14 protein-coding genes are annotated in these 14138 nt (G+C 34.1%); 3 read left to right on the forward strand and 11 right to left on the reverse strand.

Translation table 11 applies throughout. The annotated features are described in order from the left end of the window. Window position 1 precedes the first annotated feature (1 nt). The 5 genes from ACFQ32_RS08970 to ACFQ32_RS08990 all read right to left on the reverse strand — a co-directional run bounded on the left by ACFQ32_RS08970 (window position 2) and on the right by ACFQ32_RS08990 (window position 4139). On the reverse strand, window positions 2-817 hold the full coding sequence (locus ACFQ32_RS08970; protein ID WP_046324402.1) for a PTS system mannose/fructose/sorbose family transporter subunit IID: 816 nt from the start codon (window positions 815-817) through the stop codon (window positions 2-4). Continuing rightward, window positions 807-1589 carry a PTS mannose/fructose/sorbose/N-acetylgalactosamine transporter subunit IIC gene (locus tag ACFQ32_RS08975; protein ID WP_046324401.1) on the reverse strand — a complete coding sequence of 261 codons (783 nt, stop codon included), beginning with the start codon at window positions 1587-1589 and terminating at the stop codon, window positions 807-809. The genes ACFQ32_RS08970 and ACFQ32_RS08975 overlap by 11 nt, the downstream gene beginning before the upstream one ends. A gap of 2 nt (window positions 1590-1591) precedes the next feature. Beyond that, window positions 1592-2101, reverse strand: a complete 510-nt coding sequence (locus ACFQ32_RS08980; protein WP_046324400.1) for a PTS sugar transporter subunit IIB — start codon at window positions 2099-2101, stop codon at window positions 1592-1594. Between the two features lie 15 nt (window positions 2102-2116). Then, window positions 2117-3295, reverse strand: coding sequence for a glycoside hydrolase family 88 protein (locus tag ACFQ32_RS08985; protein ID WP_046324399.1), 1179 nt, complete (start codon window positions 3293-3295; stop codon window positions 2117-2119). A gap of 91 nt (window positions 3296-3386) precedes the next feature. Then, a complete protein-coding gene (locus ACFQ32_RS08990) occupies window positions 3387-4139 on the reverse strand; it encodes an IclR family transcriptional regulator (protein ID WP_046324398.1) in 753 nt (250 codons plus the stop codon). Window positions 4140-4240: 101 nt separating this feature from the next. On the opposite strand from ACFQ32_RS08990, the gene ACFQ32_RS08995 reads away from it, so the two are divergent. Then, window positions 4241-4891 (forward strand): bifunctional 2-keto-4-hydroxyglutarate aldolase/2-keto-3-deoxy-6-phosphogluconate aldolase, encoded by a 651-nt coding sequence (locus ACFQ32_RS08995; protein ID WP_046324397.1) that lies wholly within the window; start codon window positions 4241-4243, stop codon window positions 4889-4891. A gap of 295 nt (window positions 4892-5186) precedes the next feature. On the opposite strand, the gene lacB is transcribed toward ACFQ32_RS08995, so the two are convergent. The 4 genes from lacB to phnD form a co-directional block, all read right to left on the reverse strand. Then, the gene (gene lacB / locus ACFQ32_RS09000; RefSeq protein ID WP_046324396.1) at window positions 5187-5762 is read right to left on the reverse strand and encodes a galactose-6-phosphate isomerase subunit LacB; all 576 of its coding nucleotides are present in this window, start codon (window positions 5760-5762) and stop codon (window positions 5187-5189) included. A 12-nt stretch (window positions 5763-5774) separates the two neighbouring features. Beyond that, complete coding sequence (gene lacA / locus ACFQ32_RS09005) at window positions 5775-6203, reverse strand: galactose-6-phosphate isomerase subunit LacA (protein ID WP_046324395.1); 429 nt, start codon at window positions 6201-6203, stop codon at window positions 5775-5777. A 20-nt stretch (window positions 6204-6223) separates the two neighbouring features. Further along, window positions 6224-6979, reverse strand: coding sequence for a DeoR/GlpR family DNA-binding transcription regulator (locus ACFQ32_RS09010; RefSeq protein ID WP_046324394.1), 756 nt, complete (start codon window positions 6977-6979; stop codon window positions 6224-6226). 291 nt (window positions 6980-7270) lie between these two features. After that, on the reverse strand, window positions 7271-8200 hold the full coding sequence (gene phnD, locus ACFQ32_RS09015; RefSeq protein ID WP_046324393.1) for a phosphate/phosphite/phosphonate ABC transporter substrate-binding protein: 930 nt from the start codon (window positions 8198-8200) through the stop codon (window positions 7271-7273). A 564-nt stretch (window positions 8201-8764) separates the two neighbouring features. On the opposite strand from phnD, the gene ACFQ32_RS09020 reads away from it, so the two are divergent. Both ACFQ32_RS09020 and ACFQ32_RS09025 read left to right on the forward strand, forming a co-directional pair. Beyond that, the gene (locus tag ACFQ32_RS09020) at window positions 8765-9727 is read left to right on the forward strand and encodes a D-2-hydroxyacid dehydrogenase (protein WP_046324392.1); all 963 of its coding nucleotides are present in this window, start codon (window positions 8765-8767) and stop codon (window positions 9725-9727) included. A 128-nt stretch (window positions 9728-9855) separates the two neighbouring features. Continuing rightward, complete coding sequence (locus ACFQ32_RS09025; protein ID WP_046324391.1) at window positions 9856-10620, forward strand: MerR family transcriptional regulator; 765 nt, start codon at window positions 9856-9858, stop codon at window positions 10618-10620. 241 nt (window positions 10621-10861) lie between these two features. Here the strand turns inward: ACFQ32_RS09025 and ACFQ32_RS09030 are convergent, their stop codons facing one another. After that, window positions 10862-12277: a glycoside hydrolase family 1 protein gene (locus ACFQ32_RS09030; RefSeq protein WP_046324390.1), complete on the reverse strand. Its 1416-nt coding sequence runs from the start codon at window positions 12275-12277 to the stop codon at window positions 10862-10864. Window positions 12278-12295: 18 nt separating this feature from the next. Next, window positions 12296-14131, reverse strand: coding sequence for a beta-glucoside-specific PTS transporter subunit IIABC (locus ACFQ32_RS09035; protein WP_046324389.1), 1836 nt, complete (start codon window positions 14129-14131; stop codon window positions 12296-12298). Between the last annotated feature and the right edge of the window lie 7 nt (window positions 14132-14138).

The raw sequence follows: 14138 nt of genomic DNA on the forward strand, positions 1-14138 counted from the left end.
CTCAAGGAACTAATATGCCCATGGCTGAAAGTGCAATTCCTAAGACTAAAAGTAAAAGTATAATCTTATAAACTGTCCACTTTTTCTTGGTAATTAACCAATAAACAAAGTAAATTAGTAATACAGGCAATAGGTACGGCATGATTTTGTCTAAAAATGCCTGCACTGTTACTAGTTGGGTCTTACCTTTGATTACAGCAGAATATTTTAAGCCTAAATTTACTTTAACAAATGAAACAGATAACCCGGCAATAACTGTCAGACCAATTGTACTAGCAATATCAGCTATAACAGCCATCTTGTCACTCAAAGTATCAATGATACTAGTACCGACTTTCCAGCCCAAGTAACCCATTAAGCATCTAACACCAAATGTAATTCCAAATAAGCAGGCAAAGAACATTAATGGTGCATAAATAATGCCTTGTAAAGCAAGTGAGGCAAATATAGTTGAAAACAATGGTGCCAAGGCAAATTGTGATAACGCATCACCGATACCTGCTAAAGGTCCCATTAAAGCCATCTTAATTGCTTGCACATCACTTTCACTTTGACCACTATCATACATAGCCAGCATAATGCTGGTAACAAAAGGATAAGGTTGTGGGTTAGTGTTATAAAACTCTAAGTTAGAAATAGCTACACGTCTAAACTCTTGTTCATCATCCTGATAGATTTTATGTAACTCTGGCCAAATAGATTTTAAAACTCCTGTTCCCTGCATATTGCCGTAATTCTGGACATTTTGCAGATAATATGATCTTAAAATAGATATGGCATAATCTTTTTTAGTTAAAACTGGTTTCCTAGATGCCATTTTCTACACCTCCATTGTTTTGCTCTTGATGATTACTACCAGATTTTTTACGATTGTAGTAATTATTAAATGCTAAGGCTACACCTACAAATGCAAGACCAATAACCGGCATCTTAAGGTAAGCAACACAGATATATCCAACTATGATGGCTGGTATATATTCTTTTTTAAGCATGGTACTCATGATAAGAGCAAAACCAACAGCTGGAAGCAAACCACCGACAACTGTTAATCCATTCATCAACCATTGAGGAATCATCATAACAAATGCTCTTAAAGCTGATGTACTTAATGTAGCTGCTAGTCCAAACAGAAAAGCAAATAACATAAATTCCCACAAAGTTAAATTAGACATAATATTGAACTTATGATATTTTCCTTCACTAACGGCTTTTTTAGCAGAAGCCATTGAACCTGAGTTAATCGTGAAAATCAAAGTGATAATAAATGGTACTAACATAGCAAATGGATATGACAGAGTTAATGCTGCACTTGGCGATAATTTATGCATAGAAATTGCTAAAATTGAACCTACAATACCAGGTCCAAGCGGATTAGGTGGAGTAGAACCTCCAGGTCCAACACCAAAGCCCATAAATGCTAATTCAGCTGTAGCACCAAAAATAACTGCTGTCTTTAAGTCTCCTAAAATGAGGCCAACACCAAATGATATAAACAAAGCCCTATTTGTATAAGTGCCCCAAACTTGTCCTGCAAAACAAAATGCGGCCCATAAACCTACCAATATAGCCTGCCAAACGGTAAAGTTCATATTTATTCTCCTTTCCAATCATCAACATATTTATTTAAATTAAAATCTGATCCTACTTCGTTTCCAATCGGAGTTACGCGGGTATTAAAATCAATCTGATATTTATCTCTCATTGTTTTAAAAGCCGTCATATCTTCCTTGTCTACCGAAATATAATTTGTAACTTTAGTTTTTCCATCTTTAAAATGAATATTTCCCACATTTAATTTCTTAATTGGTACGCCTCCTTCAACTAGTTTTAACGTGTCAGCTGCAGTTTTAACAATTATAAAAATTGACTGCTGAGGTGCTGCCTTAAAAATCTTGTCAATAGTTTCTGCAATTGTAAAAAATCTAACCCCGATTGAGTCAGGTAATAGTGACTTCATCAGAGTTTGCTGAATTGAACTTTTAGCAACTTCATCATTTGCAACTATGACCAAATTAACTCCTAAATTAGAAATCCATAATCTACCCTGGCCATGAATTAATCTTTCATCCAAACGGACAGCTACAATATTTGGATTCGTCATTTCTTTCGCCCTTTTCTACCAAAATACTTTCCAGTCTTCATAAAATCTCATAAGTGCTTCAAAATAAAAATAGTCTCCCCAAATATTTCCTTCATCAACTCCTTTACCTGAATGCCAAGAGTACACACCATGATTTAGTAATGGTGCACCAGGCTTCAAATCATTATTTGCATAATTATCAATTAAAGATCTCAACATTTTATGCAGTAACAATACATATTCGTACTTGTTGCTAAAAGATTCAGGTAAATGTTTTAGCATTTCAGCAATTCCACAAATTGCTATAGCACCAGATGAAGAATCTTTAGGTTGATTATCACCATCATTAAAGATCAAATCCCAGTACGGAATAAAATCCTTAGGCAACCTATTTAAAAAATAGTTAGTTACGCCTCTAAAAAGTTTAAAATCTTCCTGTTTGTGACGATATTTATAGTGTAAAGGAATACCATAAACGGCCCAGGCTTGTCCTCTGGCCCAACTTGAATCATCACTATATCCTTGTTTGGTCATACCTTTTAAAGGTCTACCATTTTGTTTATCAAAGTAATATGTATGATAAGTTGAACCATTATCCCTAATAACAGTATTAATAACATTTTGGTAATGTTGATCAGCAATTTTACCGTATTTAGAATTCCGTGTGACCTGTTCAGCCCAATAAAGTAAAGGAATGTTCATTAAAGAATCAATGATTAGTCTATATTCATTGTTATCATTTAGATCACCCCAAGCTTGAATAAATCCACCATTAGGTTGAAACCTTGAGACCAGGCAATCAGCAGCCTTCAAGGCTATTTGTCTGGCGTTTTCACTTCCAGTAATTTTGAAATCACTAACTACCGAAGTCGTATATAAAAAGCCTAAGTCATGATGATTGACTGCAATCTTTTGACTAATTCTTTTTTCAAATGAGTCAATGTTTTTTTCTGCAATCCTTTTATATTTAGGATCTTGAGTATACTGAAAAGCTAGCCACAAAATTCCAGTCCAAAAACCATTTGTCCATTCAGTATTGGAAATTTTGCGATAAATTCCTTGGGAAGTAGCTGGAGCTGGATAAAGATTGTCAAAAAACTTGATATTCAGATTAATTTGCTTCAATACTGTGTTTATCGCAGCTTCAATCTCTTGTTTACTTAAAAAGGTTTTATGATCAGGGTTAATAACTTTTTTTGTTAAGTCTTCATACATTGCTTTTCCTTTCCATATAAGAAATTATATTTCTTATTTATCCAAACAAATAAAATATAATACAATGTAAGCGATTTTACAAGTGTTTTTTTTAAATAATTTGATTAATTTGATCAACTGCTGATTTAACAAGCTTTTTCAAGTCACTAAACAATAGCTCGTCCAAACGATAATTTGGCGTACTTACACTTATTGCCCCAAAAACCTTGCCATATTTCTGAATCGCTGCCCCAACACAAACCACTTCTGCTTGATTTTCCTGATTATCAATTGCATATCCTGTTTTTTTGACCTCTTCAATCTGCTTTTTTAATTTAGCAATGCTTGTAATTGTATTTGGTGTACTTGGCCTCAACTCAACGCTTGAAAAGTATTGATCAAGCTCTCTTTCTGATTTAGTTGCTAGTATTGCTTTACCCATAGCAGAAGAATAAAGTTCAAGGGTTCCTCCAACTTTTGAATTTAAGTTAACTGGCTGAGGACTATCAATTTTCTTTAACAGTACAATTTGAGAATGCTCCTCAATTCCTAAATTAACAGTTTCACTTGTTACTTTATTTAATTCAATCAAATATGGTTCTGCAATAGAAACTATATCAAAGCCACTCATAGCTTTACTGCCATAACCAATTAAATTTGTTCCTAAAGAATATTTTTTCTCAGATTGATCTTTTCTTACAAAATTAATGTAGTCCAAGGTAGTCAATATTTTAAATGTCGTTGGCTTAGGTATTCCTGCTGCACTAGAAATTTGCTCTAAAGTCAAGCTTGTCTCTGATGCAGAAAGCACATCCATTATCTTTTTCGCTTTGAGAAGAACAGTACCATAAAGTTTATCTGTCATAATTTATTTTCCTTTCTTGATTAAAAAAACTGCAAGCGTTATACTCAATTTGAATTTATTATTTGTAATTATAATTTATTATTTGGAAACAGGACAATAAAATGGATAAAAAAATAAATATTTTAAAATCAATTAATCATAATTTTTTAGTCGCAGTCATTAGAGGTGCTTCTGCTGATGAAGCCTTTAACGACGCTGCTGCATGCATTAAGGGTGGAATTAAAACCATCGAGCTAACTTTTACCGTTCCTTCTGCTGATAGCGTAATAAAAAAATTAAAAGAAAAATATCAAAATGATGTAATAATTGGTGCTGGCACAATTTTAGACGAAGTTTCCGCACGCTTAGCTATTTTAGCAGGCGCAGACTTTATTGTGGGACCAAACTTTAACAAAGAAATTGCTCTTATTGCTAATTTATATCAAAGGCCATACATCCCCGGTTGTATGACCACTACAGAAATAACAACAGCATTATCATATGGTTCTGATATAATCAAAGTATTTCCAGGTAATGTCCTTGGTCCAAAGTTTATCAAGAGTATTTTGGGACCAATTCCTAATGCTAATTTAATGCCTACTGGCGGAGTTAACTTAGATAATATTTCAGACTGGGTAAAAGCAGGCGTTGCAGCAGTGGGAATTGGCAGTAACCTTGTAAGTCCAGGAGCAAATGGTAACTTTGATCAGGTAGAAGAAAATGCCAGACAATATGTTTCAAAATTAAAATATAATAGTCCAATCAAATTATAAAACATTTTAATTGACATTAATATTTAAACTAGCAAAGAGTAGGTAAATTATTAACAATATATTTTTAATATCTATTTAAACTACAAAAACTACTTGTAAAAATTTAGTCCTACTACTAAAATCAAAATAATTCGATTTGAAAACTTTAATAGTATCATATTGTACTTTTTAGCACTACGCATTTTTGATTTACATTCACTATTAATTTCTTAAGCAAAATAAAAGCCATGACTTTTTTAAGTCATGGTTTTTGTGTGCGATTAAAACTTTAAATTTTTAGATTATTATTTAGCTATTAGTCGTGGTACACGCCTTCAGCCCACTTCTTATTTTCTTCATCAAAGAAGTGTACATTATCCTTTTGATCAGGATTTGGTTTAGCAATACCGTCTATTTTGGCAATTAAATTTTGTCTTTTTGGGGTAGACTCATATTTAGCATTCAAGAATGAATCGACAATATCAAAAATAAAGTCACGTCCTAAAACAATACCACCAAAGCCCAAGATATTGGCGTTTAATTCACGCCGAGCATATTCGGCTTGAGCAACATCACCTACCATTGCCGCACGAACTCCCTCGTTCTTATCAGCAGCAGTAGAAATGCCAATGCCAGTACCACAAAGAACAATACCTAAATCTGCACGACCATCGGCAACATCTTCAGCTACGCGTTTACCATAGATTGGGTAGTGAGTTCTAGTATTGTCATGAGTACCTTCATCAATGACTTGGTATCCTTCTTCTTTTAAATGATCAGAAATGGCCATTTTAACAGAGGTTACAATATGATCGTTTCCTAAGGCAATAACAGTATGCTTGTCAACTTTAGTATCAACAAATTCTGGTTGTGGTCTATCATTATCTAACATTAGTAAGCCTCCTTAAATCATTTCTTCAAGCATATTCAGGCGAACCTGATGGCGTCCGCCAGCATATTCTGTATCTAGATAATGTTGCACAATTGAATAAGCTAGTTTTTCACCTACGATGCCACTACCTAACGCAATTGCCTTTGCACCATTGTGCATAGCGGTCATATGTGCAGTTCTTTCTTCATTGACGTTTGCTGTAACCATGCCCTTAACTTTATTTGAAGCCATAGCCGAGCCTACACCGTATTCGTCAAACATAATGGCCTTTTTGATACCATTATCTAAGACTTCGTGAGTCACCTTTAAACTCGATTCAACAAAGTCCTCTGCGGCTTGCGGTGTAACATCCAAAACATCATAATGGTGTGCTTGCAAGTATTGTTTTACTTTTTCCTTTAAAGCAAAACCTGCCTTGTCACTACCAATGACAACCTTCATAGTCAAATCTCCTCTCAAAACTATTTATATATAGTCGTAAACTGGCTGTAATGCTTTTCCAACTCAGGTTCAATTCCATGGTTAGTAATTAGTCCATCCACATTGCGCAAATCGTAAAATTGGTGAAAATCACTGTGATCCAACTTTGTATAATCAGCGACAACAAATTTTATTTGAGAACGGTCTAATCCAATACCTTCGGTTTGACCCTCCTCTAAGTTAGCAGTTGTCAAAGAAGTATCATTAATGCCATTAACGCCGACAAAACCAACAGAAAAAGACATAGTTTTTAACTCATTGTTAGCTAAAGCACCCACAAAAGCTCCACTTATTCTTCTATATGAGCCGCCAACCATAATCAAGTCATAGTCATTCATATTATCTTTTGCAGCTTCAAATACTGGTAATGAATTAGTAACTATTCTCAAATGCTTAACTTTTAGGTTAGCAACAAGTAACTCTAACGTTGTTCCCGGGCCGACATAAATTGAGTCATTTTCGTGGATTAAGTTACAAGCTCTTTTAGCTACTTCATACTTTTCTTTACTATGAATTTCCCGTTTTTGCTGGTAGCTTTTTTCGGTCCGAATCTGATCAGATAATAATTGAGCTCCACCATGAATACGCAAAATTTTATTTGCCTTATGCAATTCATTGAGGTCCCGTCTAATTGTCATATCCGAAACTTTTAAAGCCTGTGCCAATTCATCAACTGTAACAAATTTCTGAGTTTTTACTACTTGTAAGATAGTTTTCAGTCTTTCACTCTTTAACATTAGTAACCTACTTCTTAACTAGATTAAGCAACTAACTTAGTCCATTTTTATTATAGTTGTTAACTTTTGTTTGTCAATGTTTGAAATTGTTCGATAGCTATAGTATGAACTAAAAAGGTTGCAATTTACATTTAAGTTAATTAAAACAATCTGGAGCTTTTTTACAAAATTAAGATCGCAATTATTTAAAAACTTATATTTATCTGAATTTAGTTTATATTTTATCCACAAAAAATGCATCTTTTTAACTTTTGGCTAAAAAGATGCATTTACTATTAATTAATAATCTGACTATTTAGAAATTGACTGAGAAATTTTTTCATATTTGCGCACAGTGTCATAGTCACTATCTTTGGCTTTGACATATCCTTCATGTGAGTAAACACGTTCGATTACTTTCTTACCTTCTTTAGATTTGCCAATTGCAATAAATGCGTTAGCTAATTTTTCCCGGAAAGATTTTGACAAACTAGGAATAACTGAGATAGTGTCGTTGGGAATAGCACGTGTATAGTAAATTGGCACAACTTCGGACTTAATCTTAGGATTATCCTTGATTACATTGTTGCGGGCATCTTCAAAAACAAAAGCAGCATCAGTGTCTTTATTTAAGACATTAAGTACGGCTTGATCGTGCCCAGTAGTAGTAACTAATTTGCAGCTGCGAGGAACATCTAATCCCTTTTGCTTTAATTCAGCAATTGGGAAGATATAACCAGATGTTGAGGTTGGGCTTTGAATTGAAATTTTCTTACCCTTAAGATCTTTCCAACTCTTAATGCCAGAGTCCTTTCTAACTAAAATCTCGGAATGGAAAGTATGAACTAGTTTTTTAGTCCAGTTGCCGTCCGGTCTGCTTAAGCCAAAACGCTCCGACTGTAATAAAACGTCAGCTGCATGCTGTCTATGAGCTTGCACATAGTCATCCCCTGGTAAAAAGCCAACATCTACTTTTTTAGACTTCATTGCTTCTACCAACGCATTACCACTTGTTGAAACTGAAACATGAACTGGGATTCCCAGACGCTTGGATAACATTTTTTCTAATGGCTTTGCCTTAGTTTCTAGCGTATTCGCAGAAACGCTGGGTACGAACTGTACGTTGAGAGACTTTGGTGTACCACTATCAGCTTGCTTTTTGGTTGAATTAGAACATCCGGCAAGTAAAGCTGTACCTAAAACTGCAATAGCACCAACTAAAAACTTTTTAAATTTTGGCATGATTTCCTCCTAATCTGGAAATATTGCAATCAAAAAAGACTTAGCATAATACTAATGTATCAAGCTAAGTCTATTATTGATCATATTAAAAAACAGCAGCAACAATTTATATAGATAAGAAAGCCGCACTTTCCCCATTGCAAAAGACTCATCAATTTGAGTTAATCCATGCATATGAAGAAAATTACCTCTCTTTCTTATTATATAAAAAATAATAGCACAATATTAAGAGTTATAACAGATGTTTTTCTTTAAAAAATATTTTTTTATTCATTTAAAAAAAGAAAGCGTTTTATTAATAAAAAGGTATTTTCATGTATCAGTAATAACTACTACTCTAGTTCAATTCAAATATTCTAAATTTTTAAAATTCTACAAATCATAACATCTTATTTAAACTTGCAATATTCAATTTGATATAAGGTAGCAAAATTAATAAGGATAGAGATACAGTCATTATTACCTCTCAATTTCTCCATTTTTGATTGTCCCACAATTTATCGTTATGCATAAAATATGTAGTAAACTTAAGAAGTACAGATATATTAATGTGAGGTCAAAGATATGAAGATTGTTAATTTAGATAGCTATGCTCTCAATCCTGGTGATTTAGATTGGTCAGCACTTGAACAATTAGGTGAATGCAAATTTTATGACCGGACTCCAGTTAATGATGATGCTGAAATTTTAAAGCGGATTGGGGATGCTGAAATTGTTTTGACTAACAAAACGCCTCTTGACGAAAAAGTCCTTCAGACTGCGCCCAACATCAAATATATTGGTGTGACTGCTACTGGTTATAACATTATTGACACGACTGCAGCTCGCGAAGCTGGCATCCCTGTTACTAACATCCCTACTTATGGTACTGATGCGGTTGCCCAATTTACTTTTGCTTTGCTACTTGAAATTACCAGTCAAGTTGGCTTACATAACAAATTAGTCCATGAAGGTCGCTGGAGCAGCAACCCTGATTTTACTTTTTGGGCAAAACCGTTAATGGAACTAAACGGTAAAACTTTAGGATTAATTGGCTTTGGCAACATAGCTAAAAAAGTGGCAGAAATCGGTCATGCTTTTTCTATGAATATAATTTTTTGGAACCATCGGCCAAAATCAGATTTACCAGATTACGTTAAGCAGGTTGAACTTGATCAACTTTATCAAAAAGCAGATATCATCAGTTTGCATGTGCCACAAACACCGGCAACTACCGAAATGATAAACCAAGAAGCAATTGCTCAAATGAAGGACGGCGTCATTTTAATTAATACTGCTCGTGGCGGTTTAATTAATGAAAAAGATGTCGCAGACGCTTTAAATGAAGGCAGGATTGCTGCAGCGGGGATTGATGTTGCCCAAAAAGAGCCCATTCCTGCTGACAGTCCACTTCTTTCTGCTAAGAACTGTTACATTACCCCTCATATTGCTTGGGCACCGCGCGAAACCCGCAATCGCTTACTGGGCATTGTCGTTGAAAATCTGCAGGCATTTCTAAAAGGTGAAAAATTAAACGTCGTAAATTAAATATCATAGTCAAAAACCAGTAGTCTTGATTGATTACTGGCTTTTTATTCTAAAAATTATTTTCCGTGCTTGACCTTGACGCTGCGTCAACCAATATACTTAATTTTGCAAGTGAGGAGAGTTTAACCATGTCGTATTCTATCAATGAACTAGCAAAACTAGCTGGCATTTCATCACGAACTTTAAGATATTACGATAAACAGGGACTTTTAAAAGCGCGCAGGAATCCCGAAAATAATTATCGCTATTATGAGGAAAGCGAAGTTGATCAATTGCAGAAAATACTATTTTTAAAGCTATTTGACTTACCACTTGAACAAATAAAACAGGTAATGCAGACTTCACCGGAAACTCAATATCAAGTTTTACGAAGTCAGCGGAGCAAACTAGTTGCTCGAGAGCAATATCTAGATGATTTGATTAGGAATTTAGACAAGACACTTGCAACAATGAAGGGAGAAGCACAAATGACTGACACGGAAAAATTTGCCACATTAAAAAAAGAAATGATTAGCAAAAATGAAAAACAATATGGTAGGGAAATCAGGGAGAAATATGGTGATGATCATATAGATCTTAGCAATCAAAAATTTAGCTCTTTATCTGAAAAAGAATTAGCACATTTCAAAAAATTGTCCGCTGAAATTTTAACTGAATTAAAGAACTTTAATAAGACTGCTGATATCAAACAAGCTGCTGCCAAGCACCTTTTCGACTTGCACAAAGAATATTTATTAACAATATGGCCTAAAGGTCAGTATTCGGGAGAAGCACATAAGAAACTTGCCCAAATGTATGTGTGTGACCCACGTTTTAGAAAATATTATGAAGAAGGCACCGGTAACCCTGACGCTGCGAAAATATTGAAAGCAATCATTGATTATTATGCGTAATTATTAAAAAGTACCTAGTAAAGATAATAAACTACTTCTTTAAGGTATCATCACAAATACTAATTTCTATTTAACTTTATAGTGACTATATTTTTATAATAAAATCCTCCAGTTGAACCTTTGTTCAGCCTGGAGGATTAATTTTACCGTCTCTTCCTGATCAATAAATCAGGTATATTATCTTATTTTTTGTATTTATAAAAGCCTTTATAATATCATATTTAAATAAAATCAAAATTAACTATATGTTTTTACCATTGGTAGAAATTACTTTCTTATACCATTGGAAACTGTCCTTTTTAAAACGTTTTAATGTCCCTTTTCCATCATCATCTTTGTCTACATAAATAAAGCCATAGCGTTTCAGCATTTCACCAGTACTACCTGAAATCAAGTCAATACATCCCCAAGGGGTATAACCTATTAAATTAACACCATCTTCAATTGCCTTACTCATTTCTAAAATATGTTGTCGCAAATAATTTATTCGGTAACTATCATGAATTTTTCCAGATTTTTCCACCTTATCTTCAGCACCTAATCCATTTTCTACAATCATTATTGGAATTTGATAACGATCGTATATTTCATTCAAAGTAAACCGTAAGCCAACTGGATCAATTTGCCAACCCCAATCACTAGTCTTTAGGTATGGGTTTTTGACTCCTCCAAATAAATTTCCTCTGGCTGTAGTAGTGGTATTTCCTTTTTCTGCAGTAATACAAGTGCTCATATAATAAGAAAAAGTATAAAAATCTACTGTACCCTTTTTCAAAATATCTCGGTCTTTTGGACTAACTACCAAATTAATGTTCTTTTTATGAAAATAGTTTTCCATATAATAGGGGTATTTTCCTTTAACTTGAACATCTCCGCAAAATAAATTAACCATTCGATTAACTGATTGACATTCTATTACATCATTCGGCTTAGAAGTTAATGGATACATTGTAATATATGCGATCATGCAACCTATTTTGAATGTTGGATTAATTTGATGACCAATATTTACCGCTTCTGCACTTGCTAAAAAAACATTATGTAGTGCTTGAAAACAAGTTTCTTCGTCCACAGAATCGTCTAAAATCCCTAAGACTGCCCTTTTTCCATGAGGCAAGGTACCAAAATTTATTTCATTAAAAGTAATCCAATAGTGAACTTTATCTTTATAGCGAGCAAAAACAGTTTCTGCATAGTGAACAAAACATTCAATAGTTTTCTTGTTTCTGAATCCTCCGTATTTTTTTGCTAGCCCGTATGGCATTTCAAAATGACTGAGTGTTACCAATGGTTCTATACCATATTTAGCAAGTTCATCAAACACTTCATCATAAAATTGCAATCCAGCTTCGTTTGGTTCAACCTCATCACCTTGAGGAAAAATTCGTGACCAAGCTATACTAAGACGGAAAATTTTGAATCCCATTTCTGCAAATAATGCAATATCTTCTTTAAAGTGATGATAAAAATCAATTCCATCATGGCTAGGATAGTAGTAATGGGAATCAATCACATCATCAAAAACTCTAGCTTTTTTTCTACTACCGCTTCGAACATGATCACAAATACTATCTCCCTTTCCATCAATATTCCAAGCTCCCTCTAGTTGATTAGCAGCTGTAGCGCCGCCCCATAAAAAATTAGTTGGAAAACTCATATTTATACTATCCTTTCACTAATAAATTGCCCGTATCAGTTCTTCATCTTTTGAAACTTGGCTTTTTTTAGTCTCTTCAATTTTTTTCAAATCTTTACTATTAGTGACAATCACTGGTGTAAGAAGAGAATATCCTGCTTCTTTAATTGCTACCATATCAAAATCCATCAATAATTGTCCTTGAGTGACTCTGTCTCCTTGCTTCACATGTGCAGTAAATCCTTTACCATTTAAATTAACTGTGTTCATACCGATATGAATTAATATCTGAACACCTTTATCAGAGGTTAATCCAATGGCATGTAGCGTTGGAAAAAGAGTTGTTACAGTACCAGCTACCGGTGCATAAACCTTACCTTCCGCTGGATCGATTGCCACTCCCTTACCCAGAACACCTAATGAAAATGCCTCATCATCAACTTGACTTAAAGGAACAACATGTCCTCTAACAGGTGCCAAGATTTTTTCTTCGGTTGGTATGGAAGAAAAATTTTTATTTTGTAAAGGTTTTATAGACTTGTTATCTTTAAACAGTGTCATTGTAGCAATAAAGGAAAAAGCCATTGCTATTAAAATTGAAATTGAAAAATGTAGTGTCGCTTGCATAACATTCATGTGTCCACCATAAAACATTGGGTATGAAAAAATTCCCATTCCACCCATTTGATAAGCCAAAAGCCCAGAAAGTCCTGCGTAAGCACCACCTAATCCAGCTCCAATACAGCTTATAATAAAGTATTTTATTCGTGGTAGGGTTACGCCATAAATTGCAGGTTCAGTAACGCCAAAAATCCCAGATATCCAAGCAGGTAGTGCGATCTCTTTTAATTTTTTATTCTTTGTTTTTAACCAAATAGCAAATACTGTGGCAGTTTGTGCAAAAGAAGCAGAACCAGCTAATGAAAAAACAGGAGTCGGTTGACCAGCGGCAAATTGAACCAATGCTACAGCTATGAGCCCCATATGAATACCAAATAGTACCATAATTTCCCAGCCAGCACCTATAACTATTCCAGCTATTAAAGGACTTAATTTATAAATAGCCATAATCCAGTTGGCTAAAGTATTAGATAACAGATTTGCAAAAGGTCCGATTAATAAAAATCCAGCAGGAATAGAAATCATTAAGGTAATCATTGGTACAAAAAATGTTCTAATGACTTCAGGTATAAAGCTTTGTAACCATTTAAATAAAAAGGAAGCAGCAACCGTCGTCAAAACCACTGGTATTACAGTACTCGAATATGTTACATTAATTTTTATACCTAAAATATTCAAGTTAACACCTTGCAATGTAGGATACATAAGTCCAGCTCCAATTGCTGCTCCAACAAAAGGATCAATTTTCATTTTCTTAGCTGTAGTATATCCAAGAAATACAGGAAAGAAATAAAACAGCGAGTCGCCTACTGCATTTAATAAGGTATACAAATCACTTTTTTGTGAAATCAATCCAAATGCTTGCACAATGGACATAATACCTTTAATCATTCCGCAGGCTGTCATGACAGCTAAAATAGGTGTCATCAAACCAGTGACAAAGTCCATAAAACTCGCCGCAATACCCATTTTCTTCTTTTCTATATGTTCTGCTGCAACATCAGAAAGTCCAGCTTGCCGCACCACTTCTTTATATACATCAGGTACCTGATTACCAATAACTACTTGGTATTGTCCGGCACTTTTCATTAACGTTATTACACCATCAAGACTTTTAATTTTATTATCATTAGCTTTTTGCTCATCTTTTAGTTGAAAACGTAAACGTGTAACACAGTGGGTTAAGCTATTAATATTTTCCTTTCCTCCAACATATTTAATGATATTTGCTGCTAATTCTTCATATTTTCTCATTGCTTTT

The organism is Lactobacillus melliventris (genome assembly GCF_042679465.1).
Classification (GTDB): Bacteria; Bacillota; Bacilli; order Lactobacillales; family Lactobacillaceae; genus Lactobacillus; species Lactobacillus melliventris.

Bases quoted from the DNA above. Each gene is read 5' to 3' on its own strand.
- ACFQ32_RS08970 (WP_046324402.1), bottom strand. From the start codon at position 817: ATGGCATCTAGGAAACCAGTTTTAACTAAAAAAGATTATGCCATATCT.
- ACFQ32_RS08975 (WP_046324401.1), bottom strand. From the start codon at position 1,589: ATGAACTTTACCGTTTGGCAGGCTATATTGGTAGGTTTATGGGCCGCA.
- ACFQ32_RS08980 (WP_046324400.1), bottom strand. From the start codon at position 2,101: ATGACGAATCCAAATATTGTAGCTGTCCGTTTGGATGAAAGATTAATT.
- ACFQ32_RS08985 (WP_046324399.1), bottom strand. From the start codon at position 3,295: ATGTATGAAGACTTAACAAAAAAAGTTATTAACCCTGATCATAAAACC.
- ACFQ32_RS08990 (WP_046324398.1), bottom strand. From the start codon at position 4,139: ATGACAGATAAACTTTATGGTACTGTTCTTCTCAAAGCGAAAAAGATA.
- ACFQ32_RS08995 (WP_046324397.1), top strand. From the start codon at position 4,241: ATGGATAAAAAAATAAATATTTTAAAATCAATTAATCATAATTTTTTA.
- lacB (WP_046324396.1), bottom strand. From the start codon at position 5,762: ATGTTAGATAATGATAGACCACAACCAGAATTTGTTGATACTAAAGTT.
- lacA (WP_046324395.1), bottom strand. From the start codon at position 6,203: ATGAAGGTTGTCATTGGTAGTGACAAGGCAGGTTTTGCTTTAAAGGAA.
- ACFQ32_RS09010 (WP_046324394.1), bottom strand. From the start codon at position 6,979: ATGTTAAAGAGTGAAAGACTGAAAACTATCTTACAAGTAGTAAAAACT.
- phnD (WP_046324393.1), bottom strand. From the start codon at position 8,200: ATGCCAAAATTTAAAAAGTTTTTAGTTGGTGCTATTGCAGTTTTAGGT.
- ACFQ32_RS09020 (WP_046324392.1), top strand. From the start codon at position 8,765: ATGAAGATTGTTAATTTAGATAGCTATGCTCTCAATCCTGGTGATTTA.
- ACFQ32_RS09025 (WP_046324391.1), top strand. From the start codon at position 9,856: ATGTCGTATTCTATCAATGAACTAGCAAAACTAGCTGGCATTTCATCA.
- ACFQ32_RS09030 (WP_046324390.1), bottom strand. From the start codon at position 12,277: ATGAGTTTTCCAACTAATTTTTTATGGGGCGGCGCTACAGCTGCTAAT.
- ACFQ32_RS09035 (WP_046324389.1), bottom strand. From the start codon at position 14,131: ATGAGAAAATATGAAGAATTAGCAGCAAATATCATTAAATATGTTGGA.